At 58.0% G+C, this 23,930-nt stretch carries 23 protein-coding genes; 14 read left to right on the top strand and 9 right to left on the bottom strand.

Annotated elements, in window-relative coordinates; genetic code table 11:
* Positions 1-34: 34 nt before the first annotated feature.
* Together AC5S27_RS20785 and AC5S27_RS20790 are read right to left on the bottom strand one after the other, a co-directional pair.
* Positions 35-796, bottom strand: a complete 762-nt coding sequence (locus AC5S27_RS20785) for a YIP1 family protein (RefSeq protein WP_493936471.1) — start codon at positions 794-796, stop codon at positions 35-37.
* A 188-nt stretch (positions 797-984) separates the two neighbouring features.
* Entirely contained in the window at positions 985-1,992 is a 1,008-nt protein-coding gene (locus AC5S27_RS20790) for a DUF5715 family protein (protein WP_493936472.1), read from the bottom strand.
* 176 nt (positions 1,993-2,168) lie between these two features.
* On the opposite strand from AC5S27_RS20790, the gene AC5S27_RS20795 reads away from it, so the two are divergent.
* Together AC5S27_RS20795 and AC5S27_RS20800 are read left to right on the top strand one after the other, a co-directional pair.
* Positions 2,169-2,450, top strand: a complete 282-nt coding sequence (locus AC5S27_RS20795) for an antitoxin (RefSeq protein WP_493937346.1) — start codon at positions 2,169-2,171, stop codon at positions 2,448-2,450.
* Positions 2,447-2,857, top strand: coding sequence for a type II toxin-antitoxin system VapC family toxin (locus AC5S27_RS20800; protein ID WP_493936473.1), 411 nt, complete (start codon positions 2,447-2,449; stop codon positions 2,855-2,857). Before AC5S27_RS20795 ends, AC5S27_RS20800 begins: the two co-directional genes overlap by 4 nt.
* Positions 2,858-2,911: 54 nt before the next feature.
* Here AC5S27_RS20800 and gyrA read toward each other — a convergent pair whose 3' ends face one another.
* Positions 2,912-5,749 (bottom strand): DNA gyrase subunit A, encoded by a 2,838-nt coding sequence (gyrA, locus tag AC5S27_RS20805; RefSeq protein ID WP_493936474.1) that lies wholly within the window; start codon positions 5,747-5,749, stop codon positions 2,912-2,914.
* A 288-nt stretch (positions 5,750-6,037) separates the two neighbouring features.
* Positions 6,038-6,229, bottom strand: a complete 192-nt coding sequence (locus AC5S27_RS20810) for a hypothetical protein (protein WP_493936475.1) — start codon at positions 6,227-6,229, stop codon at positions 6,038-6,040.
* On the opposite strand from AC5S27_RS20810, the gene AC5S27_RS20815 reads away from it, so the two are divergent.
* Positions 6,219-6,356, top strand: a complete 138-nt coding sequence (locus tag AC5S27_RS20815) for a DUF6496 domain-containing protein (protein ID WP_493936476.1) — start codon at positions 6,219-6,221, stop codon at positions 6,354-6,356. The two genes, AC5S27_RS20810 and AC5S27_RS20815, sit on opposite strands and share 11 nt — an antisense overlap.
* 4 nt (positions 6,357-6,360) lie before the next feature.
* On the opposite strand, the gene AC5S27_RS20820 is transcribed toward AC5S27_RS20815, so the two are convergent.
* A complete protein-coding gene (locus AC5S27_RS20820) occupies positions 6,361-7,572 on the bottom strand; it encodes a hypothetical protein (RefSeq protein WP_493936477.1) in 1,212 nt (403 codons plus the stop codon).
* A 108-nt stretch (positions 7,573-7,680) separates the two neighbouring features.
* Between AC5S27_RS20820 and AC5S27_RS20825 the strand changes: the two genes are divergently transcribed.
* Positions 7,681-8,175 (top strand): GNAT family N-acetyltransferase, encoded by a 495-nt coding sequence (locus AC5S27_RS20825; protein WP_493936478.1) that lies wholly within the window; start codon positions 7,681-7,683, stop codon positions 8,173-8,175.
* A 63-nt stretch (positions 8,176-8,238) separates the two neighbouring features.
* Positions 8,239-9,183, top strand: coding sequence for a glycerophosphodiester phosphodiesterase family protein (locus AC5S27_RS20830; RefSeq protein WP_493936479.1), 945 nt, complete (start codon positions 8,239-8,241; stop codon positions 9,181-9,183).
* Between the two features lie 124 nt (positions 9,184-9,307).
* Here the strand turns inward: AC5S27_RS20830 and AC5S27_RS20835 are convergent, their stop codons facing one another.
* A complete protein-coding gene (locus AC5S27_RS20835) occupies positions 9,308-10,090 on the bottom strand; it encodes a dienelactone hydrolase family protein (RefSeq protein WP_493936480.1) in 783 nt (260 codons plus the stop codon).
* A 107-nt stretch (positions 10,091-10,197) separates the two neighbouring features.
* Here AC5S27_RS20835 and AC5S27_RS20840 point away from each other — a divergent pair, with 107 nt between their 5' ends.
* The 5 genes from AC5S27_RS20840 (at position 10,198) to AC5S27_RS20860 (ending at position 13,663) form a co-directional block, all read left to right on the top strand.
* On the top strand, positions 10,198-10,788 hold the full coding sequence (locus tag AC5S27_RS20840) for a DUF488 domain-containing protein (protein WP_493936481.1): 591 nt from the start codon (positions 10,198-10,200) through the stop codon (positions 10,786-10,788).
* Positions 10,728-11,165, top strand: a complete 438-nt coding sequence (locus AC5S27_RS20845; protein WP_493936482.1) for a DUF488 domain-containing protein — start codon at positions 10,728-10,730, stop codon at positions 11,163-11,165. The genes AC5S27_RS20840 and AC5S27_RS20845 overlap by 61 nt, the downstream gene beginning before the upstream one ends.
* A gap of 33 nt (positions 11,166-11,198) precedes the next feature.
* The gene (locus AC5S27_RS20850) at positions 11,199-11,876 is read left to right on the top strand and encodes a dual OB domain-containing protein (RefSeq protein ID WP_493936483.1); all 678 of its coding nucleotides are present in this window, start codon (positions 11,199-11,201) and stop codon (positions 11,874-11,876) included.
* A gap of 60 nt (positions 11,877-11,936) precedes the next feature.
* Positions 11,937-12,974, top strand: coding sequence for a Holliday junction branch migration DNA helicase RuvB (ruvB, locus tag AC5S27_RS20855; RefSeq protein ID WP_493936484.1), 1,038 nt, complete (start codon positions 11,937-11,939; stop codon positions 12,972-12,974).
* Between the two features lie 131 nt (positions 12,975-13,105).
* On the top strand, positions 13,106-13,663 hold the full coding sequence (locus tag AC5S27_RS20860; RefSeq protein WP_493936485.1) for a thioredoxin family protein: 558 nt from the start codon (positions 13,106-13,108) through the stop codon (positions 13,661-13,663).
* 83 nt (positions 13,664-13,746) lie between these two features.
* On the opposite strand, the gene galU is transcribed toward AC5S27_RS20860, so the two are convergent.
* The 3 genes from galU to mfd all read right to left on the bottom strand — a co-directional run bounded on the left by galU (position 13,747) and on the right by mfd (position 20,103).
* Positions 13,747-14,622 (bottom strand): UTP--glucose-1-phosphate uridylyltransferase GalU, encoded by an 876-nt coding sequence (gene galU / locus AC5S27_RS20865; RefSeq protein WP_493936486.1) that lies wholly within the window; start codon positions 14,620-14,622, stop codon positions 13,747-13,749.
* A gap of 127 nt (positions 14,623-14,749) precedes the next feature.
* Positions 14,750-16,504, bottom strand: a complete 1,755-nt coding sequence (locus AC5S27_RS20870; protein WP_493936487.1) for a DUF885 domain-containing protein — start codon at positions 16,502-16,504, stop codon at positions 14,750-14,752.
* Positions 16,505-16,530: 26 nt separating this feature from the next.
* The gene (gene mfd, locus AC5S27_RS20875; protein WP_493936488.1) at positions 16,531-20,103 is read right to left on the bottom strand and encodes a transcription-repair coupling factor; all 3,573 of its coding nucleotides are present in this window, start codon (positions 20,101-20,103) and stop codon (positions 16,531-16,533) included.
* A gap of 146 nt (positions 20,104-20,249) precedes the next feature.
* On the opposite strand from mfd, the gene tdh reads away from it, so the two are divergent.
* The 4 genes from tdh (at position 20,250) to AC5S27_RS20895 (ending at position 23,915) form a co-directional block, all read left to right on the top strand.
* Positions 20,250-21,281 (top strand): L-threonine 3-dehydrogenase, encoded by a 1,032-nt coding sequence (gene tdh, locus AC5S27_RS20880; RefSeq protein ID WP_493936489.1) that lies wholly within the window; start codon positions 20,250-20,252, stop codon positions 21,279-21,281.
* A 147-nt stretch (positions 21,282-21,428) separates the two neighbouring features.
* Complete coding sequence (locus tag AC5S27_RS20885; RefSeq protein ID WP_493936490.1) at positions 21,429-22,613, top strand: glycine C-acetyltransferase; 1,185 nt, start codon at positions 21,429-21,431, stop codon at positions 22,611-22,613.
* Positions 22,614-22,703: 90 nt separating this feature from the next.
* Positions 22,704-23,057, top strand: a complete 354-nt coding sequence (locus AC5S27_RS20890; protein WP_493936491.1) for a hypothetical protein — start codon at positions 22,704-22,706, stop codon at positions 23,055-23,057.
* A 384-nt stretch (positions 23,058-23,441) separates the two neighbouring features.
* Positions 23,442-23,915, top strand: a complete 474-nt coding sequence (locus AC5S27_RS20895; protein WP_493936492.1) for a DUF7684 family protein — start codon at positions 23,442-23,444, stop codon at positions 23,913-23,915.
* Positions 23,916-23,930: the final 15 nt, after the last annotated feature.

Here is a 23,930-nt window from a genome sequence, read left to right on the forward strand (position 1 = left end):
CGGTCCGCGCCTTTTGCGTTGCGTTGCACATAACTCAACCGAACGCCACCGCCGCGCCGACGCTGACAACCGTCACGACTACCCACCATCCGAAAACCGCGATGTATCCGGAGCTTCGCTTGGTCTGCGCAACGATGGAAATGCCGATCGCCATCAACACCAGGCTCCAGATGGTGACGACATCGATCGCCGTAGCGACGGACATGAGCGCTTTTGAGGTGTCGGGGGGAAGATAATAGCCAACGTTGGTCCCCGCAAAGTTACCGATCTTGAAGTTCTCTGGATCGAGTCCAGCAAAGAGAGCAATCGTCCCTAGCAGGAACTTGATGATGCCTGGCAGCCCCGCATAGAAACTGACCGAGAAGACCTGCCAGAAAGTCGCCTTGCCGCCGAAACCGAAATTAATCGTGGCGAACAGCACGCCCGCGATGACAGCGGTGAAGATCAGCGAAAGCAGCGGAGTTGCAGCAAAGCCTGCCTCAGTGCTGACGGCGATGATTTTCAGCTGCGTCGCACGCTGCTCGGGGGTGAGCTTATCCATCTGTTCGGCCTGTTTGCTGCTCTGCTTGACATTGTTTTCAGCAACCACGGGCCAGGTGACCTTCATGGTAACGGCAGCGAAAAAGACGTAAGCAAACGCTACTGTGATCAGGAACGGCAGCCACCAGCTGGTGCTGCGCTTGATATCGGTGAATGTCTTGCTCGGTGCGGTGAAGGTGTAGAGCACCCGCTCGACCTGTGTCAGGCCCGGACCTTCAAAAGTGGGCTCTGCGGCTGTAACCAAGAAATCGTTCATTGTTTTTGCCTCTCCAGAAAATTATTCGTGTCATTCCCGGCGTTCATGCGTCGCGAGCAGATGTTCCCCGGAGCAGCGGTTGATGCATTCCAACCGCTGCCGGAGATTGTACCGTTCCTGAAGAGAAAAGAAATAAAGAAAGTTAGCCGCTCACGAGAGAGGTTGCAAGTTCGCTAACCTGCACAAATTTACCGGCCGTGGAAGCCTGTAATCGAAGCCGTATCGAGCGGCGAAGCGATGATCGGCCGGTGTGGTGTCGACGCCGGATCCGTGTAGCTCTTGTACACCGAAATGTGGAAGCAGGACTGCTTGAACTCCTCTTCCACGTCGATCTTTCCCTGCTGCTCGAGCGGAATCAGCCACGATCGGAGCCAGCCGATCTCGCGAGCGCTCATGCCCGCCTTCGCAATATCGATCGTCCCGCCCGTGAGGTGTGGCGAAGCGATATCGCCATCCGCAGCCGCTGCATTGCCGTTGATATGACGAAGGCGTCGCTGATACTCGACCGTGCGAACCGCCGAGGTGACTTCAAGCGAGTCGCCGCCGAATTTGGAAGCATGCGCCTGCGCCAGATCGCTCAGAAACTTCGCTGTCCACGGGCGGCAATAGCGGCGATTTTCCGGCAGGTCGCCGTTGACTCGCAGGATCGCTGAGGCAGGAACAGGCACGAGCGAACCATGCGCAATGCGGTCGTTGAGATCGCCGTCGTCGAGGATGCGCTCCAGCCCGTCCGCCTCTGCCATCTGGTTCTGGTGCACCAGCGACTCATGCGAACCGCGCAGCGGCGGCGGCATGGTGAAGTGAACCGGAATCAACTCCTGCGGAAACGCAGCGGGCCGGTGGCTCCGGCGACGCTCCAAAGACGCCTGGATGCGGCCGTGGGCACGAAGAGCTGCCTTCGAACGAGGTCTGAGCGTGACCGCCCTGGCCGACCGGGAACGCCGCGAAGGTGCGGCTTCAGCGCGTTCTGCGCGAGCGCCTGCTTTTGATTTAGCCCTTGAGACAGATGCGGATTTGCGGCTCCTGGCGCCCTTTGCGACTGGTTTTGTTTTTGCCCTTGCTGTTGCAGCGTGATGCGCGCGCGCGTGGACTGGCGCAGCCGCCGCTGGCAAGGCCAACGCAGTAAGAAGCAGTGCGGCGGAGGCCAGAAATCTGGCGAAGCCGAACGACGCAATGGGGGATGTCTTGCGCGCCATGATTGGGGGTAACCGAGGTACGCGGAAAATGCTGAGCATCCTTAGTGTACCGCCGCAGACCATTTCAACTGAGTAGCAAGGCTGGTGCGGCAACGTCCGATAATGCACGCATACTGTTCGGATGAGATTTGGTCTATACTTTTGGTATATACCATCGGAGGTGAGCCATAAGCGCGATAACAGAGAAAAAGAAAGAAGTCCGCGCCAAGCTCTTCCGCAATGGCCGCAGTCAGGCGGTGCGCCTGCCCAAGGAGTTCCGCTTTGAAGGAACAGAAGTCAGCATTCGCAGCGTGCCGGGCGGAGTTCTGCTGGAAGAGGTAAAGCCGGAGCGCAAGCCCTTCAAAACCGCCTCAGAGCTATTCGAGCGTTTAGCCGCTTTTGGCGGTGATCCAATCTTCCCCGAGGGTCGCGAACAGCCTGAGATGCAGGAACGTGACTGGAGTTCATTTGACCAGTGAACTACCTTTTTGACTCAAACCTCTGCATAGCGATTATGAACGGGACTGCGCGTCGGGTCGAAGAAGCACTCGACCTCGCCATTCAGGCTCGATCCGAGTTCTTCGTCCCTTCCATTGTGGTGCATGAGCTTTGGTATGGTGTAGCCAAGAGTCAAAAGGTAGTAATCAATGCGCATAAGCTCTCTACTTTCCTTCTGACGCAAGTTGAAACTCTTGCGTTTGATTACGCTGATGCCCAGATGGCTGGTGAGATTCGCGCAGACCTTGCGCGGCGCGGCACACCCATCGGCCCATACGACGTGCTGATCGCCGGTCAAGCACTGGCGAGAGGATTAACTCTAGTGACTGCGAATACGCGGGAGTTCTCGAGAGTAAATGGACTGACGCTGGTCGACTGGACTATCTAAAACAGAAGAGGCATCCAAATCGGGGATGCCTCTTCTGCGTTTCGTCAATGAGGACTACTGCAGCAGCGTACCCTGTGTGCCCGGCTCGTCTTCCTTCGCTTCTTCGGCGGGGATGACCACAGCAGCAGCCACCTTGTCGTCAGGCTCCAGGTTCAGCAGCTTGACGCCCTGCGTCGAACGGCCAGCCGCGCGGATGGTCTTGGTGTCGATGCGGATCATCTTGCCAAACTGGCTGATCACCATCAACTCCGAAGTCTCATCCACCGGCAGGATGTTCATCGTCTTGCCAACCTTCGGAGTAGCCTTCAGGTTGTTGACGCCCTGGGCGCCGCGCGCCGTCAGGCGATACTCGTCGATATCCGTCCGCTTGCCAAAGCCGTTCTCTGTAACAGTGAGGATAAGCGACTTGGCAATCCCCAGCTTGTCATCGAGCGCCTTCAGAGCCTTGAAGGTTTCATCCACAGCCTTCTCTGCATTGCGCTCCAGCGTCTTCAGATTCTCATCATCCGGCTTGCCGTTACGCTTCAGCTCACGAGCCTTGGTCAGATTCTCCTTGGCCATCGCCAACTCGTTCCGAAGCTCGGTAAGTTTTCCAGTGAGGTTGAGCTTCGCTGCGCACTCGTCGCGGTTCTTATCCCGCGTCTCGTCCGAAACAGTCACAGCGACGCCGATCACCTGATCATTCTTCTTCAGCGAAATGCCCTTGTTTCCGGCAGCATTGCGGCCCATCGGACGCAGCCCGATGCCGCTCCGTTCCGGGTCATATTCTTCCTGGAAGCGGATCGCCATGCCCTCGCGCGTCGCGAGGAAGACAGTCTGCTTACCATCAGTGATGGCGGCCTCGATCAGGTCATCGCTCTTCTCGATGGCGATCGCGATAATACCGCGCGACATCACGTTTGAGAAGTCTTTGAGAGGAGTCTTCTTCACGATGCCATTGCGCGTTGCAAAGAGGATGAACTTGCCTTCCTCTTCCAGATTGCGCACCGGCAGAATCGTGACGACCTTCTCGCCCGGCTGCAGATTGAGCAGGCTGGCCATCGACTTGCCCTTGCCCGCCGCGCTCACGTCCGGCACTTCATACACCTTGAGCCAGTACACGCGCCCAGAGTTGGTGAAGCAGAGTAGATACGCATGCGTCGAATCGATGATGAGCTGCGCAACGAAATCCTCTTCGCGCGTCTTCATCCCGGTCCGGCCCGTGCCGCCACGGCGCTGCTGGCGATAGATCGAGATCGGAGTCCGCTTCAGGTAGCCCTGATGGCTGACAGTGACGGCAACCTGCTCATCGGCGATCAGGTCTTCCATCTGCAGCTCGGCCGTCTCGTCGACAATCACAGTGCGGCGAGCATCGCCATACTTGTCGCGAACCTCTTCCAGCTCCTTGATGATCACCGAACGAAGCTTTGCTTCCGAAGCCAGAATCAGCTCAAACTCAGCAATGCGAATACGGATCTCGCCCAGTTCCTTGAGAATTTCGTCGACCGAGAGCTGCGTCAAACGATAGAGCTGCAGTTCGAGAATCGCGTCCACCTGGCGATAGGTCAGGCCGCGCTCTTCGCCCGGCAACCGTTCGCGATCCAGGTTGACAATGATCTCGGTGCCCTTGCCCCACGTGAACAAGTTCTCACGAGCCTCAGCACGCGAACCCGACCCGCGGATGATGCGGATGACCGTGTCGAGATTATCGAGAGCAATCTTCAGGCCCTCTAAGATGTGCTCGCGTTCCCGAGCCTTGCGCAGCAGGTACACCGTGCGGCGGCGAACCACCTCAACACGATGATCGATAAAGCAGCGAATCGCAGCAACAATGCCAAGCTCCCGCGGCTGGCCATTGACCACCGCGAGGAAGATCATCGAGAAGCTTTCCTGCATCTGCGTGAACTTGTACAGCTGGTTCAGCACGATCTCAGGCTGCGAACCACGCTTGAGCTCGATCACGATACGCATACCGTCGCGATCGCTCTCGTCGCGCACATCGCTGATCTCGTCGATCACCTTCTCGTTGACCAGTTCCGCAATACGCTCGATAAGCTTGGACTTGTTGACCTGGTAAGGAATCTCGTTGACGATGATCGCCTGTTTTTCCTTGGTCAGGTTTTCCGTTGCCACCTTGGCCCGCATCAGGAAGCGGCCGCGGCCATTGGTGTAAGCCTGCGCAATGCCGCTCTTGCCAAAGATGAATCCGCCCGTCGGGAAATCCGGCCCCTGCACGTGGCGCAGCACTTCGATCAAGCCGGCCTGGGGATTGTTCACCAGGTCGATGGTCGCATTGATAATCTCGGTCAAATTGTGCGGCGGAATGTTGGTCGCCATACCAACCGCGATGCCGTTCGATCCATTCACCAGCAGCGTCGGAATGCGTGTCGGCAGCACCGAAGGCTCAGAGGTCGACTCGTCGTAGTTCGGAACGAAGTCCACAGTCTCCATGTCGATGTCAGCCAGCATCTCGCCGGCAATGCGCTGCAGACGGCACTCGGTGTAACGCATAGCCGCCGGCGGATCACCATCGACCGAACCGAAGTTGCCCTGCCCATCGATCATGGGATAGCGCAGCGAGAACGGCTGCGCCATGCGCACCATCGTGTCGTAGATCGCTGAGTCGCCGTGGGGATGATAAACACCCATCGTCTGCCCGACCACCTTGGCGCACTTCGTGTACTTCTTGTTGTGCTCCAGGCCCATCTCGCTCATCGCGTACAGCACGCGCCGATGCACTGGCTTCAGCCCGTCGCGAACATCCGGCAGAGCGCGCCCGATGATGACCGACATCGAATAATCGAGGTACGACCGGCGCATCTCGTCTTCGATGTTGATGGACACAACGTTGGAGGGGCCCGAAGGCGGTCCGCCAGCTTCAAGAGGGAGTTGCGGATTCTGATCGTCTGCCATAAGTGAGGGCGCGAGCGAAGGGGCAGGAGGTATGCAAAAGACAGGTTGCCGGGGCTTCGCAGGCTGACTCTTATTTTAGCCGTTTCAACGGCAATTAGCAAACAATCTATCGTCAAATAAGTCCTTATTTTGCATTGGTTTAGATGGCTCCTGCTATTCCTTCGGCGAATCCTTGCAAGGGCAAACGGAAGTTACCCTATTCTGCCTCGCATAAAGTGGGAAAACCAGCCATCGAATTCGTGCTCTGGCGCATTACAGATGTCACGGAAGCGGTCAAAAAAGCACGTCTCAAAAACCAAATTCTTGCCAGAGCGCAACAGCCCCGCACAATTTCCCATCTGAATTTTTCAGGAGAGCCATCATGCCGACGAAAGCCGCAGCAAAGAAGACAACCGCAAAGAAAACCGCAGTCAAAAAGAGCTCGACGCGGAAGTATTCCCCTGCCGCATCCAAAAGCGTCGAAACCGAAATGAAAGCCATGAAAGAGGGCAAGCTCAAGAGCGGAAAGAGCGGCGAGAAGGTCACCAACCCAAAGCAGGCCATCGCCATCGGCCTCTCAGAAGCCAGGAAAAAGGGCGCCAAGGTCCCGGAGAAAAAGGAGTCTTAAAGGGCTATAGCAACCCTGGCAGGCTCAGCACACAGAAGATCGCCTGCAGCGCGACAACTGAGCCCGCAGCAGCCATCGCCAGCTTGCCGCGCGGCGTCTCGTAAGCATCCGCGAACACGCCGCCGATAAATGCCAGCAGGAACGGTAGAGCCCAAAGCACCGGAGTTCCCGGCACACCTACCGTCACCAGCGCCATCAGCAGCAGCGCCACCAGTAACGGCGCTGTGTTGCCAAAATAGAGCGTCTTCCGCAGCCCAAGATAAAACAGCAGCGCAGCTACGGAAGCCACCGTGATCCCGGAATTGCTCAGCGTTCCAAAGAAGCGAAGCCCAGGCTGCAAAGCGAAGCCCAACTGCGCGGCATCCGACCGGAAGAGGTAGCTGAAAGCATCCGCCGAAAACCCGTAGCAGGCAAAGAGCAGCACAAACGAGCCCACGCTGGCGATCAGCAACACTGGAAGCACCTGGCTGCGGCGACCCTCAGCGATATACAGCATCAGCAGAAAACCAAGCCCCACCAGCACCAGCAGCGCGGCAATATGCGAAGCAGCCACCACCGCGAAACAGATCGTGAGCAGAATGATTCGAGGCCGCCACTTCCGCCTTGGTCCCTGCATGGCATGCGCCACGCCGATGCACGTATACAGCCCGCCAAAGAATCCCAGCGCCGTCAAAATCTCCGGATTGGGATTCACGCAGGCCCGCAATACGGCCGGCGTAAAGACATAAAACGCCAGCGCCGTATACCCGCCCCAGTTGCCAAAGAGCCGCCGCGTCACCCACCACAGCGCTCCGCCCAGCATCACGCCAGCCAGGATGAACGGCAACCGCAGCAGCAGCAGAATATGCGTCAACTGGTGCCGCAGCTCCCAAACCGAGGTCGGGGCATCGGTCGTCTGAACGACCTTGTCTTCAGGCTTGCGGAAGTTGTCCGCAATCCGCTCGTAGGCCAGGTTCAGCGTCAGCGGCAGCCCGGCCGCGCGATACGCCAGCACGCCATCATGAATATTCCCGCACGAAGTAAAGTATCCAGCCAGCGGCGAAGGCCGCTCCCACATCTCCCGCCCACAGCGGGCATACTGGTAATCCTTCTCCGAAAGCGTCTGATGTTCGGTCAGCCAGAACGCCTGGATCAGAAAAAGCACCAGCATCCCGGCGGCAATGCGCTGAGGCAGGTTAAAGCGAAAACGGCGAAGCTTGGCAAAGCGAAGAGACATGCGTGCGGTCTGAAATCCTGTCGTCCGAATCTTGCGCAATCAATTTCTGTAGTCCTGTCCAGTCTACCGGAGCAGGCCCGGACCATCGGCCAGCCTGCGAGACGCACCTTGAGCCCGCGCGCGATACAGTGGAAAGCAATGACAATTTCCATCCGCAAGATCAATTCCCTGTCCCCTGCCATCGATCCTCTCGAGGAAGATGCCGAGGCCGAGGGCTACGATTTTGTCGAAGCCCTGGTCGATCAATGGGCCCGCGGAGAGAACCGCTTTGACCGGCAAGGCGAGGTCCTGCTCGGCTGCTTCGACGAAACAGCCCGGGAACTGATCGGCGTCGGCGGCCTCAATATCGACCCCTTTGCCGAAGATCCAAGCCTTGGCCGCATCCGCAAGGTCTACATCCGCCCCGGATGGCGAAACCAGGGAATCGGCAGACTGCTCGTCTCAACGCTCGTCGAGCGCGCGCGCAAAAGCTTTCGCAGCGTCCGACTCCGCGCAGAAAACGCAAACGCAGCCCGCCTCTACGAGCGCCTGGGCTTCGTCGCGATCCTTGACCCAAACGCATCGCACATCCTCCGCTTCGACCAGCAACCGTCGAAAGGCTGATGCAGCGGGTCTGCAACATTCCCGAAACATGAAGCCGGTACGCTGGTGCGAGTGAGGAAATTGATGAAGCTGCTTACAAAAAAGACCTTAGCCGGATGCGCCGCATTTGCAGGACTGATCGCGATGTGCCTTGGCACCGGCGCTGCCCAGGAAAAGAAAGAGATCTTGGTCCACGGCCATCGCGGCGCCCGCGCCTGGCGCCCCGAGAACACCATCCCCGCCTTCAAGTTCGCCATCGAGCATGGCGTCGATGTGCTCGAACTCGACCTCGCCGTCACCAAAGACAACCAGCTCGTCGTCTCCCACAACCCCACCCTATCGCTTGCCCCGGAACATCCCGGTGAGCGTGTCTGCAAGAGTCCGGAAGCGACCGGCACCACCGTCATCCATGCCCTCACGCTCGCCCAGGTTCTCACCTACGATTGCGGATCGGTAGCTCTTGCAACGTTCCCAACGCAGGTAGCCGTCCCCGGCACCAGGGTCGCCACCTTCGATGAAGTCCTCGACCTCGCCAAGGGAACTACAGTTCAATTCAACGTTGAAACCAAGAGCTTCCCCAACCACCCCGAACTGACCCCGCCACCCGCAGAATTCGTCGCCCTCATCGTCGCCGCCATCAAGAAGCACAACGTCGACCCCGCCCGCATCATCCTGCAGAGCTTCGACTGGCGCACGCTCGCCGAAATGCGCAAGCAGTACCCGGCCATCCGCCTGTCAGCCCTCGTCGGCCAGCCCCAGTACGACGCCCTCATGGGCCACACCGACCCGCTCAAGGACTTCGCCGCCATTCAGAAGGAAACCGGCGCAGAAATCATCAGCCCGGCGTGGGAGATGGTCACCCCCGAACAAGTTGCCGCCGCCCACAAAGCCGGAGCGCAGGTAGCCCCCTGGACCCCCAACACTCCAGCTCAATGGCAGAAAATGGCCGACGCCAACGTAGACGCCATCATCTCCGACGACCCAGTCAGCCTGCTAGCCTGGCTACGCGAACACAAACTCCATCCCTAATCTGCTGCCCGGGTGCCCCACCTTCACCGCGCAGTTGCGGTTAAGGTGGGAGTAACAAATGCCCAGGAGTTGTTGCCTCTCTTGTTGTCATTCCCAAAGGGAATCTGCTGTCCTGGCAGCTCCCCTAATTCCTGGCATTCGTACTGGCAACATGCGCGCTAAGATCCCCCTGCCCCAGCTTGCGGTGAAACAAATCCAGCGCCAGCCCCATGCACTGCCGCGCCAGCTCCGGATCGTACCGCGCCCCTTCATCCCGCAGGAAGGCGTGCGCCCCATTCACCTCATGCCAGGTGAAGTTCACCCCAACCTCGTTGAACCGCTGCAAAATCGCCATCCGCCCCTCCAGCGGAATATGCGGATCCTGCCGCCCCCAGATCATCAGCATCTCCCCGCGAAGATCCGTGGCCCGCGCCAGCGAATCATCCTTCATCCCCTTGCCCAGGCTGCCCTTGTGAATGTCGGTCGCATAGAAGCAGACCGTAGCCTTCACATCCGCATTCAGCGCCGCCCGGTAAGCCAGATGCCCGCCGATACAAATCCCCATCGCCCCCAGCTGCCCGGTACAATCCGGCCTTGCCGCCAGATGATTCAGCACCGCTCGCGCATCGGCGTCATAGCTGGCCAGCTCCTTGGTAGTCTTCAGAGCATTGCCGCGTTCCGTTCCCGCTTGGTCATAGGCAAAGACCTCACCCGCAGCCTCAAACTCGTGATAAATCTCCGGCATAGCCACCACATACCCATGCCCCGCAAGTGTCCGAGCCGTCCGCGCCACCGGCCCGGTAATCTGAAAAATCTCCGAATAAAACACCACACCCGGATACTTCCCAGCAGCCGCCGGCTTAACAATATGCGTCCGCATCGGCCCCCACGGCGTAGTCAACTCAACTTGCTCTTCCACAACAATCATGCGATTCCCCTTTCGGTACATCTGCGCCCCAACTCTATCAGGCCAATCCAAATTAATCCGCGCCGCTCAATAGCCCGATGGTATTCTGGCTCGAACAGGGTTCAGCCATGAGCACCATCTACACCATCGGCCATTCCTCGCATCTCGTCGAGACCTTCATCGGCCTTCTGCTAGGCCATGAAGTCCAGGTCGTTGTAGATACCCGCTCTCTTCCCTACTCGAAATTCGCCCCACAGTTCGACCGCGAAACCCTGCAATCCGAGCTGATGAAAGCCGGAATCAAGTATCTATTCCTGGGCGAAGAACTCGGCGGACGTCCGAAAAGTGAAGAGTTTTACGACGCTTTCGGCCACGTGTTATACGGCAAACGCACCTCCAACCAGGATTTCCAGTCAGGCATCGAACGCCTGGAGCGCGGAATGGCCCAGTTCCGCGTAGCACTCCTGTGCAGCGAAGAAGACCCAGCCAACTGCCATCGCCGCCTGCTTGTCGGTCGGGTTCTGGTAGAGCGTGGCCATGATCTCCTCCACGTCCGCTCCGATGGCAGCGTCGAAACTGAATCTCAGGTCGCAGAGGCATCCAGAAAGCCCTTGTGCGCGAAGCAGCCTGCCTTATTCTCTGAACTCGATGAGGATCAATGGAGATCTACAGCATCGGTTTCACCCAAAAGAGCGCCAGCCAGTTCTTCGACACAATAAGAGCCCATAAAATCGAGCGACTGCTCGATGTGCGCCTCAACAACACATCGCAACTTGCCGGATTCGCCAAGCAAGCCGACCTCGCCTACTTCCTCCGCGAAATCTGCAACTGCGCCTACGAGCATGAGCCGCTGCTCGCCCCCGAGCAACCCATGCTCGATGCTTATAAAAAACAAGGAGGAAGATGGGATCTGTATGAAGAGAAGTTTATAACTCTCATGCACAGTCGCAGGATCGAGTCAACCATCAACCCGGAAAGTTTTACTCGGAGGACCGTTTTGTTATGCAGTGAAGCTACAGCGGAACACTGCCATCGCCGCCTGGTCTTAGAGTATTTACAAAAATCCTGGCCTGATGTGATAATTCGGCATCTTTAACTCACATTCTTAACTCAGGGCTTCCGACAGACCATGTTGGATCGCATATTATGTCTCGCTAACTCGTACAAGCACGACCATCGCTGCGTCGCAGGCATAAGCCTGATCAGCAAGCGTTGGATACGGCTCATCGGTAACTCAGTCCCCGGCTGCCTTACCCTGCGCGAAGCCTCCTACGCGGATGGAAAGCAGATCAGCCTGCTCGATATCTTCGAGGTACAACTAGGCGATCCATGCAGTTCCAACTGTCATCCAGAAGATACCTGTATCACACCCCAGACTCTGCGCTTCATCGAGCGATTCGATCAGCCTCGTCAGGGAAACAAACTCACCGAACATGTAAGCAAAGCTCCTGTCGTGCTGCAAGGGTACAGCGACCGCGTCTATCGGCGACAGATCGAGAGTTCACCCATACGCAGTTCCATTGAACTCATCAAGCCCGACGATCTCTGGTGGTGGATTCGCGATGAAGCAGGCAAGCGCAAGCACCGCGCACTCTTTCGCGTTGGCCGCGCCAACCGGGCACGTTACGATCTCGCCGTGACCGATCCAGCATGGCTGGATCAACTGCATCTGCTCGGCCCCGGCATCTACCCGAACGCGCTTCTATGCGGCGACAAACCCTGCAAGACGCTGCTTACCGTCAGCCTAAGCGAATGCTTCGAAGGCTTTCACTACAAGATCGCCGCCGGTGTCATCTCCATCCCGTAGAGACCTCGTACCTCCGCGCACATTGCCCCATCCATCCGCACCCGTTAGACTTCCCAAAGGATGGCACCGAAACCGAAAGACGATCCCGAACGCCTCGTAAGCGCAGTCCGCGCCGGCGAAGAAGACAGCTTCGAACTGAAGCTGCGCCCCCGCTGGCTCGGCGAATTCATCGGCCAGTCCAAGGCCAAGGAGCAGCTCGCCATCGCCCTCGAAGCAGCCAAGTCCCGCGGCGAAGCCCTCGACCACGTTCTCCTCTTCGGCCCTCCCGGGCTGGGCAAAACTACCCTCGCCACCATCATCGCCAACGAGATGGACGTAGGCTTCCAGCAAACCTCCGGCCCAGCGCTCCAGATCCAGGGCGACCTTACCGCCATCCTCACCAACCTGCGCGAAAAACAGGTGCTCTTCCTCGACGAAATCCACCGCATCCAGGCCGTCCTCGAAGAGAAGCTCTACACGGCGCTCGAAGACTACAAACTCGACATCATCATCGGCCAGGGCCCGGCCGCGCGCACCCACGTGATGGAGATTCGCCCCTTCACCTTCGTCGCCGCCACCACCCGCCCCGGACTGCTCTCGTCGCCGCTGCGCTCGCGCTTCGGCATCATGCTGCGCCTCGAGTTCTACACCGAAGAAGAGCTCCGCATCATCGTCGAGCGCTCCGCTGAAGTCATGGGCGTACCCATCGACCCCGACGGCGCCGCCGAAATCGCCCTCCGCTCCCGCGGCACACCGCGCATCGCCAACCGCCTCCTGCGCCGCGTCCGCGACTACGCCCAGGTCCGCGGCAACGGCGAAATCAACCGCAACACCGCCCACGCCGCCCTCACCATGCTCGAAGTCGACGCCCATGGCTTCGACGAAATCGACCGCCGCCTGCTCATGACCATCATCCAGAAATACGACGGCGGCCCGGTCGGCCTCGGCACCCTGGCAGCCATCCTCTCCGAAGACGAAGACGCATTAGAAGAGGTCTATGAGCCCTTTCTAATCCAGATCGGCTTTCTCGACCGCACCCCGCGCGGCCGCGTAGCCACGAGGCTCGCCTATGAACACTTCGGCATGACCGCACCGCAAAAGCAGGCCCCACTCTTCTAAAGTGCATCTAACCAAAGTGGAAGTAGCAGATGTCAGCGGGTTGTTGCCTTTGTTTCTCTTTCTGTCACTCCCATCAAGGGAATCTTCTTTTCTCTAGCTTTCGTCACCCGCTGTTCCAGTAGGAGGAAACAATGGCCCGCACCGAATCCACCATGCTAGCCCTCGGCACGATAGCACCAGACTTCAACCTCACCGACGCCATTAGCGGTGCCACCATCTCCCGCGACAGCTTCAAAGGCAGGAAGGCAATGCTCGTCATGTTCATCTGCCCTCACTGCCCCTATGTCAAGCATCTGGAAAAGGAACTTGGCGCCCTGGGCCGCGGCTACCAGGACAAGCCCCTCGCCATTGTCGCCATCAACAGCAACGACGCCGTCGCCTACCCCGCTGATAATCCCGACGGCATGCGCGCCCAGGCCGAAGCCTTCGACTTCAACTTCCCCTATCTCATCGACGAATCACAGGAAGTCGCCAAAGCCTACCAGGCCGCCTGCACACCAGACTTCTACCTGTTCAACGCGGACTTCCAGCTCGTTTACCGGGGCCAATTCGACACCAGCCGCCCCAGCCTCGACACCCCTGTCACCGGCTGCGAGCTACGCGCGGCTATCGACGCCGTTCTAGCTGACCAGCCAGTGACGGACGACCAGCACGCCAGCTTGGGCTGCAACATCAAGTGGAAACAGTAAAAAGGCCGGACGAATCTCCAGCCTTTCACTTAGGTACTTATTTGTTTGTCATTCCCGGAGGGAATCTGCTGTTCGGCCGGCCTCTAAAGCGCCAGCCCCTTCAGATACTCCCGGAACTTGGCCCCAAACTCCGGCCGCTTCAGCCCAAACTCCACCGTAGCCTGCAGCATTCCGAATTTATCCCCAGCATCGAACCGCTTCCCTTCAAAGGTGAATCCATACACCTTCTCCGTCTTCAGCAGCCCAAGAATGCCATCCGTCAACTGCAGCTCCCCGCCAGCGCCAAACCCCGTCTGCTCCAGCAGTGAGAAGACAGCCGGCGTCAGAACGTAGCGTCCGATAATCGCCTGCTTCGAAGGCGCATCCTCAAACTTTGGCTTCTCCACCATGCCGCTGCACTCATAAATACGTTCATTCGCAGGATCCTGCGCCCCCGCCAGCACGCCATACGCGCTAATCCCCGGCCCCTCGATCGTCATCGTAGCCAGCACCGACCCCTGGCGCTCGTCATACACATCCATCATTTGCTTCAGGCAAGGCGTTTCGGCATCGATCACATCATCCGCCAGAATCACAGCAAACGGCTCATCCCCGACCAGCTGCTTGGCGCAAAGCACAGCATGCCCCAACCCCAGCGGCTCTTTCTGGCGAACGTAAGAAATCCGCGCCATCGAAGAAATCTTCCGCGAAATCTCCAGCAGCTCCTTCTTACCCTTTTTCTCCAGCGTCGCATCCAGCTCATAGCTGATGTCGAAGTGATCTTCCATCGCGCCCTTGCCGCGCCCGGTGATGAAGATGATGTGCTCAATCCCCGAAGCAATCGCCTCTTCCACGCCGTACTGAATGATCGGCTTGTCCACCAGCGGCAGCATTTCTTTCGGAATTACCTTCGTTGCGGGCAAAAAGCGCGTGCCCAGTCCACCTGCCGGAAATACTGCCGTGCGAACTTTCTTGCTCATGCGATCGAAATCCTTCCTGTTCGGCGAAAAATTGACGGCGGAATGAACCCCGGTCCCGCCTGTCAAATTAGCGTACTAGAGATTGGCAACAAATTGATTACTAAAGTTCGCACCCCGCCGCTGGACTTCACAGAGTAGGAGAATCATCCCCAAGCATCGCCTGCCGCACAATCTTGATCGGCGGAAAACCCTGCTTCAGAAATTCATTGTGGAATTGCTCCAGCGAAAACGCCGCGCCCTGCTTCTTCCGCATATCCTCGCGCAGCTTCAGGATCTCCAGCTTGCCCAGCGTGTAGTAAAGGTAGGTCGCATCCGCAGTCCCGCGCTTGGTCTCGACCATCCCCGTCTCATGCGACTGATACCCTTCCTTCTCAAAGAAGGCCACCGCCTCGTCAAAGCTCATCTTGCCGGTATGCATCTGGATGCCAACCACAAACCGCGAATCGCGCAGCAGCGCATCCTGCAGCTGCCCAAGCCGCAGGAACTTCGCCTCCCGCTCCGTCTTCGCGCCCGCACCCGGCTGGCCAAATCCCTCATCCAGCATCATCTGCTCGCAGTAGTGCGCCCATCCCTCCGCATTCGAACTCGCCCCCAGCAGCTTGCGCACACGGCTCGGCGCAGAAGGCACCCAAAGGAACTGCACATAGTGCCCCGGATACGCCTCATGCACCGCCGTACTGATCACGGTGCCGATATTGAACGCATGCATGAAGCCCTCGACTTCTTTCGGGCTCATCTTCGGATCAGGCAGCGTCACATTGAAGTAAGCCTCCGTCGCATGCTTCTCAAACGCTCCCGGCGTATCCATCGAAGCAAACGTCGTAGCCCGCATGAATGGCGGCGTTTCTTCGAGAATGGGCCGCACCTCGGAAGGAATCGTAACGATATGCTTCTCGTAAATGAACTTGATCAGCCCGTCAAACGTGTCGCGAAAACTCTGCAACAGTTGATCCGGCGCAGGATGATTTTCACCCAGCTCTTCCAGCACTGCAGTCGGCTCTTTATTCGGTTCCAGCTCATGCGCAATCCGATTGAACTCAGCCTTGTTCTTGGCCAGATCTGCGTAGCCAATCTTCAACAACTGATCCAGCGGAGTATCCACCATCTCGTCATACGCCAGCTTCTTGCGAAACGTATCGGCGCCAAAGCGAAAGTCGCCATTCGAACGCGGCAGCAGGTCGCTCTTAAGCCATGCCAGGTACTCGTTCAACGCCTTGATCACAGCCGCGTTCGAAGCAGCAAACTCCGCCTTCAACGAAGCATCCTGCGCATCCGCAAACGCCAGCGGCACATCATGCTCAAAGAAGCTGACAATGCCCGGCAACTGCTCAATCGCAATCTCTGTATAAATCTTCGGGGGGCTCTTGAGATTCGCGCGCGCATCCACAAACGCCTGCGGCATCAGTTTCTCGCGCGCAATCAACGACTTCAACCGCTCATCCGGAGAAGCAAACTTGCGCTCCATCAGGCTGAAAGCCGCACCCGATACCGTGCCCGAATACGTATCCGGATTGCGCTCCCACATACGAATCACTTCCAGGCTCAAGAGCTCCGAACGAATGCTCCCCAGCACAAGTTCACGATCGGCACGCGTCGTTTGATCCAGAGCATCCGGCGAAATCGCCTCGATGCGCTTCTCAAACCCATGCAGCGCCTTCACCTCAGCATCAATATTCTTGCGCGACGAATTCTCCAGCTGCGCATCGTACTGGTGATACCCCGCCTGCGTCCCGGCACTCGGCTGATACGGAAAATACACCGTGTCGAAATACGCATCGGATGCCGCAACAAACGCCTGCTTCGAGGATGCTGCGTCGGCAAGCGCTAAGTTGGCCGACGCCAGTGAAACTCCCAAAACTCCAAGTACGATCGCTGTTTTCATGATTCTCTTCTCAATCAAATTTTGAATTACGCGGGTACAGCTTCCAACTGAATAGCCTCAAGCAGCGTCTTCGCCTCAGCCATCATCTGCATAGGATTGTTCGCGCTCAGCGCCTGCAGCGGGAATTTCAAAATCCCCTGCGGCGTGAACTGCGCGCCCTTGCGAGCATTGCGCGCAACAAGCCGCATCAGCTTATCCGGATCAACAGCAGCCTTCTCCGTAAATCGCAAATGAAGCAGATCGCGCTTGCGATCCATCTGCGCCACGCCAACACGCTCACATGCAATGCGCAAACTCGCCGCCGCCAGCAAGTGTAACGTGTGATCCGGCAGCGCACCATAGCGATCCTGCAGCTCCGCGCGAACATCCGCAAGAGCCTCGTCCGTCGCCGCCCCTGCAATCTTCTTGTACAGCCGCAGACGCTGATTCTCTTCCGGCACATAGTTCTCTTCAATGCGCAGCGCAATACCAAGGTTGAGTTGCGTGGCAGCGCGCTCATCCTCGCCCTCGCCCTTCAATTCCTTCACCGCCTGCTCCAGCATCGACGTATACATCTCAAAGCCCACAGCCTCAATATGCCCGCTCTGCTGCCCACCCAGCATGTTGCCAGCCCCGCGCAACTCAAGATCCAGGGCAGCTATCTTGAAGCCCGCACCCAGGTCGCTGAACTCCTTCAGAGCCGCAAGCCTTCGTCGTGCAATGTCGGTCAACTCCTGCTCCGGCGGAATCAGCAGATACGCATAAGCCCGTCGATTCGACCGGCCCACGCGCCCGCGCAACTGGTATAGCTCGCTCAACCCATGCCGGTCAGCGCGATTGATGATCATCGTATTCGCCCGCGAAATATCCAGCCCATTCTCGATGATCGAAGTCGCAACAAGAACGTCATACTCCCCATGCACAAAGGCCAGCATCACCTTCTCGAGCTCGCCTTCGCTCATCTGCCCATGGCCAACCGTCACGCGCGCAGCAGGCACCAGCTCATGAATCTTCGCAGCCAACTCGTAGATGCTCTCCACGCGATTGTGAACAAAGTACACCTGTCCACCGCGCTCCATCTCCAGCTCGATTGCTGACCGCACCAGCTTTTCATCGAACTTCGCAACCACAGTCTGAATCGCCATGCGATCCTTCGGCGGCGTCTCGATCACGCTCATATCGCGCAGGCCCACAAGGGACATATGCAGCGTTCGCGGAATCGGCGTAGCACTCATCGCCAGCACATCGATAGCGCGCCGCATCTGCTTCAGCCGCTCCTTGTGCTTCACGCCAAAGCGCTGCTCTTCATCCACAATCAGCAGCCCAAGATCCTGAAACTTGATGTCCTGCGAGAGCAATCGGTGCGTGCCGATGAGAATGTCAACCTTGCCATTCTCCGTGCGTTCGAGAATAACCTTCTGCTCTTTCGCAGTGCGGAAACGCGAGATCATTTCGACATTGATCGGGAACTGCGCAAAGCGTTTCTTGAACGTCTCGTAATGCTGAAACGCGAGGATCGTTGTAGGCGTAAGCACCGCTACCTGCTTGCCATCCTGCACCGCCTTGAACGCAGCGCGCATGGCCACTTCCGTCTTGCCGTAGCCCACATCGCCGCACAGCAGCCGGTCCATCGGACGCTCGGATTCCATGTCCCGCTTAATGTCCGCAACAGCATTCAACTGGTCATCGGTCTCCGTATAATCGAAAGCCTCTTCAAACTCCAGTTGAAACTCGTTATCCACACCGAACGAGTGCCCCTTTGCCGCCTGCCGCTCCGCATACAACTTCAGCAACTCATCGGCCATGTCCGCCATGGCCTTCTTCACACGAGCCCGCGTCTTGGTCCACTGCTGCGAGCCGAGCTTGTTCAACACCGGCTGCGGCCCGGCATCGGTCGAGCGATATTTCTGAATCAGATCGAGCCGCGTCAGGGGCACGTACAGCCGCGCCTGGTCCGCAAACTCCAGCACCATGAACTCAACCTTGATGCCGTCCTGCTCAATCTCCTTCAGCCCAACATAACGTCCAATGCCATGCTCCACATGCACGACATAATCGCCAATCGTAAGATCGCGAAAATCCGAAACAAACGCAGCCGTCTTCGACTTGCGTGGCTCAAGACGAGCAGCAACATCCGCCTCGTCGGAAAGATCGTTCGCCCCAAACAGCATGAAGTTCTGCTCTGGGATACTCACACCCGCAGCAATCTGCGCCCGCACAATGACCGGCACGCGCATATCGCCAGCTAAGTGGCTCGTCTCGTCATAGAGATTCTCACTGCCCACGTGCGGATTGCGGCTGCCCAGTCGATACGAGAGCTGATACTCACGCAGCACCGTCGCCAGCCGCTCCACCTCAGGCTGGTTCGGCGCGGCCAGCAGAATGCGCTGCTCCTGCGCGACAAGATTGCGCACCTGCTCAATAAACGCCGGTATCGATCCATGAAAACGCAGCGTAGGACGCGTAGCAAACTCAATCTCACCCAGCGTCGTATCGTCTTCCAGCACATCAACAGCACCAAGCTGATCGAGATCAAGCCCCGGATGCGTACCCAGCATCGCCTGCAAAATCTCAGGCCGGACATACACATCCTCCGGAAGGATCAGCGACCCGATCCCCGATCGGTCATGCCGCTGCTGCACCTTGTTCCACCAGCGATCGATCTGGTTGCGCACCATCGCCGGCTCTTCCACAAACAGCGAACAACGCGGCAGCAACTTCAACAGATGCGTGTCCGCCCCAGCCACCGCAGCAAAGAACTCCCACCCAGGAAAGATCGTCACGCCCTGCGAAGTCGCAAGGTCAGCAAACGAGTCTTCTTCTGCATCCTCATCTTCGCCAGCGATACGCTGCTTGCTCAACCTCGCATGCACAGCAGCCAGTAGCTTCTCGTTCGCCGGTATCTCAGCGAGCGGCAGCAGCAGGGCCTCATCAATCGCCGTCGAAGACCGCTGCGTCTCCGGATCGAACTTGCGAATCGACTCAATCTCGTCGCCAAAGAAATCCACGCGGATCGGCCGGTCAGCCTCCGGCGAATAGATATCCAGAATCCCGCCACGCCGGGCAAACTGTCCCGGCATCTCCACCAGATCCACCTGCTCATACCCAACGCTCGAAAGATGATCGATCAACATCCCAATATCGACCTCTTCGCCGCGATCGAGCTTCAGCGCAAGCCCCGTATAGTAGCTCCGCTGAAACAACCGCAGCGCCAGCGACTCCACCGGCGTAATCACAATTGAAGCCGCGCCCGTAACGAACTTCCAAAGCACAGCAGCCCGCTGCTCCTGGATGTCCGGATGCGGCGAAAGATTCTCAAACGGCAGCACATCATGCGCCGGCAGCCGAAGCACCCGCTTGGGATCAATCGCCCCCGTAAGCTCACAGCCCGCCTTCAGCGCCAGCTCCAGCGCCTCCGCAGCCTTGTTGTCCGGCACCACCACAACGACCGGCTCTTTCGCGGCCTTGGCAAACAGCGGAATATACAAGGCCCGTGCCGTCGAAGTCAGTCCAGACACACGCCTGCGCCCCCTGGCAAGGCCAAGGTGCCTGCGAACGCGGTCAAAAGCGACGGACTGCTCCAGCTCCGCAAAGATTTCGCGGACAAACGGCAGGATCATATTCTTCCTAGTTTACCAGCGCGCTCCATCTCACCCATCAATCTCCAATGAAACCGGCGAATTCGACGCAGTGAGCCGGATGTCTTAAAGTGAAGAGTTGTCATGCAATATGAGTAGGTCGTCGAGTTAGCTCGCGGAGGAAGTCAATGAAAGCATTAGTAAAGAGCCAGGCCACCCAGGGCCTGTGGCTCGAAGATATCCCGGAGCCCTCGATCGGCATCAACGATGTGCTCATCCGCGTCCGCTACGCCGGCATCTGCGGCACCGACGTGCATATCTACCAGTGGGACGACTGGGCACAGAAGACCATCAAGGTCCCCATGGCCATCGGCCACGAGTTCGTTGGCGAAGTCGTCGCCGTCGGCTCCAACGTCAACGATTTCTTCCCCGGCGACATCGTCAGCGGCGAAGGCCACGTCACCTGCGGTCGCTGTCGCAACTGCATGGCAGGCCGCCGCCACCTCTGCGCCAACACCCAGGGCGTAGGCGTCAACCGCGCCGGGGCCTTCGCCGAATACATCTCCCTGCCCATGACCAACATCTGGCGCCATCACGCCGGCGTCGACCAGGAAGTCGCAGCCATCTTCGATCCCTTCGGCAACGCCGTCCACACCGCCCTCTCCTTCCCCGTCCTCGGCGAAGACGTGCTCATCACCGGCGCAGGCCCCATCGGCATCATGGCCATCCCCGTCGTCAAGCACGCAGGCGCGCGCCACGTCGTCATCACCGACATGAACCCCTACCGCCTCGACCTCGCCCGCAAGATGGGCGCAACCCTCGCCATCGATCCCGCCGAAACCACGCTGCCCGAAGTGCAGAAGCAGCTAGGCATGGCAGAGGGATTCGACGTCGGCCTCGAGATGTCCGGCAACCCCATCGCGCTCAAAGACATGATCGCCAACATGAGCCACGGCGGCAAAATCGCCATCCTCGGCATCCCCGCCAAAGAGATGCCCATGGACTGGCGCCAGGTCATCTTCAACATGATCACCATCAAGGGCATCTACGGCCGCGAGATGTATGACACCTGGTACAAGATGTCCGTCATGATCGAAAGCGGACTCGACATTTCTCCAGTCATTACGCACCGATACGCCTTCGCCGACTTCCAGCATGGCTTTGACGCCATGATCTCCGGCCAGACCGGCAAAGTCGTACTCGACCTCACCACGCTGTAACCACACTGCATTGTCATCCTGAACGCAGTGAAGGATCTGCTTTTGCTTTTGTCTTTGTCCTTGCTTTTCTGGTTGTCATTCCCGCAGGGAATCTGCTTTTGCCTTTCAACCACTAACCACTAATCACTCGCTTCCCCAGGAGCCATCATGTACGGCACTTTCCGCGAGCATCTGCAAACCAAAATCACCGAGATCGAAACCGCCGGCCTCTTCAAGCGCGAACGCATCATCGTAGGCCCGCAGCAGGCCGAAATCCCCGTCGGCGACACCACCGTCCTCAACCTCTGCGCCAACAACTACCTCGGCCTAGCCAACCACCCCGACATCGTCGCCGCCGCACACAGCGCGCTCGATGACTGGGGCTACGGCCTCGCCAGCGTGCGCTTCATCTGCGGCACGCAGTCCATCCACAAGCAGCTCGAAGACCAGCTCAGCACCTTCCTCGGCACCGACGACACCATCCTCTACGGCTCCTGCTTTGACGCCAACGGCGGCCTCTTCGAAACCCTCCTCGACGCCAGCGACGCCATCATCTCCGACGAGCTCAACCACGCCAGCATCATCGACGGCATCCGCCTCTGCAAAGCCACCAAGTACCGCTACAAAAACGGCGACATGGACGACCTCGAAGCCAGGCTGAAAGAGTCCGCCGGCGCGCGCCATCGCCTCATCGCCACCGACGGCGTCTTCTCCATGGACGGCTACATCGCCAAACTCCAGCAGATCTGCGACCTCGCCGACAAGTACGGCGCGCTCGTCATGGTCGACGACTCCCACGCCGTAGGCTTCGTCGGCGAAAACGGCCGCGGCACACCGGAATACTGCGGCGTCGAAGGCCGCATCGACATCCTCACCGGCACCCTCGGCAAAGCCCTCGGCGGCGCCAGCGGCGGCTACACCAGCGGCCGCAAAGAGATCATCCAACTGCTCCGCCAGCGCTCGCGCCCCTACCTCTTCTCAAACTCCGTAGCGCCGCCCATCGTAGCCGCGTCGCTCAAAGTCCTCGAACTCGTCAGCCAGTCCACCCAGCTGCGCGAACACCTCCGCGCCAACACCGAATACTTCCGCCAAGCCATGACCGAAAACGGCTTCACCATCCTGCCCGGCGAACACCCCATCGTCCCCGTCATGTTCGGCGACGCAGCCGTAGCCGCCCGCATGGCAGAGTTGCTGCTCACCAAGGGCATCTACGTCGTAGCCTTCTCGTACCCCGTAGTCCCCATGGGCAAAGCCCGCATCCGCACGCAAATCTCCGCAGCCCACAGCCGCCACGAGCTGGAGTTCGCAGTCAAGTGCTTCGCAGAAGCCAAGAAAGAGATAGAGGCGCACTAAGCACCTCACGATGTGCTCAGAGTTCCCACTACCTACACACCCATTGCGGTATATGACAACTTAGGGGCAAATCGTTGATCATCATTGAACATGATCGACCCTTGGGAAAGAAGATTTCAGCGTATTCGCTTCTTTGGATGGCTTGCACTCGCAGGTCTACCCTTCATTGCCTTAGCCACGTTTATGGCCGATTTCATTCAGACCTTTGCTGTCATCATGGCGCTGTTGTTGATTGTTCCCGCCTTCATTTACGTCTATGTGATTGTCATTCTGCATTGGAAGGCCCGCTACAGAGGTGAACACAGCGATTTGTGGGGTGTGCTGATCTTGGTTGAGACCAGTGGCTGGATGAAGTTAATCTATATTTTTCGGCACATTGTCCCAGACATGCACCACAGCGGTCGCTACCGTATTACTCCAGAGTCTCCGACAACTCTGGAGTAACGCTTTATTAAACTAAAGCCAAGCTTTCGGAACTCTATGTCATCCCGAAACTTGTCCTCTTCAAAACAAGACTATGTCCCTTCCAATCACTTCCCACCCGGCGCCTCACATACGCATACATAAACTCAACCGCCTTCGTATAAGAATCCACCGGCAGCCGCTCATCCTGCCCATGCCCCCGGCAAGCATCTCGCTCCAGCGCCCCCCGCCATGAGCTAGAGTTCGCAGTCAAGTGCTTCGCAGAAGCCAAGCAAGAGCTCGAGGCGCACTAAGCGCCCTCGCTCCTGCAAGAAAGGGCCTAGGGAGACGCGAGTTCAGAAGATCAGATTTACTAATTTGCGGCTTGCATCTACTAATAAATGCAGTCGTCGATGCAGGTAAAACGTGAGCACAAGCCTTAAGACTCTCGAAATCAAACGAAGCCCAGACCGCAGATACAAAGTAGGTACTGTTCCTTCCCTGGAGGATGTACCTGCAAGTCTGGAAAGATGCTCTGCTCATTTCATTCTCTTACTAGCTGTCGATGCTTCATTACTCGAAGATGAACGAATCAGTGCGAGCGCCAAGGCTCTTATGTCACGAGGGCTGGCAGGATTTTCTGTGTGGGGACCTGATTGCTCAAGAGTTCACGACCTATTTGATTGGGAGCGAGATCCTGATGAGACGGATGAGAACTTAGTATGCACAACCTGGCACGCAGATGAACCCATTTCCGAAGCTGTTTGCTATTTCGAGTTGAACGCTTACCCTTCATCCGACTTTGAACAGGATTGCTCGGATTGGATTGCCATTGCTGTAGGCAATGAGAATTGGGAGAGCGAGATTACCGCGGCTCTCATCAAGGGCTTCGGTGATTGAAGAGTGCTCAGAAGG

The organism is Acidicapsa borealis (assembly GCF_059115245.1).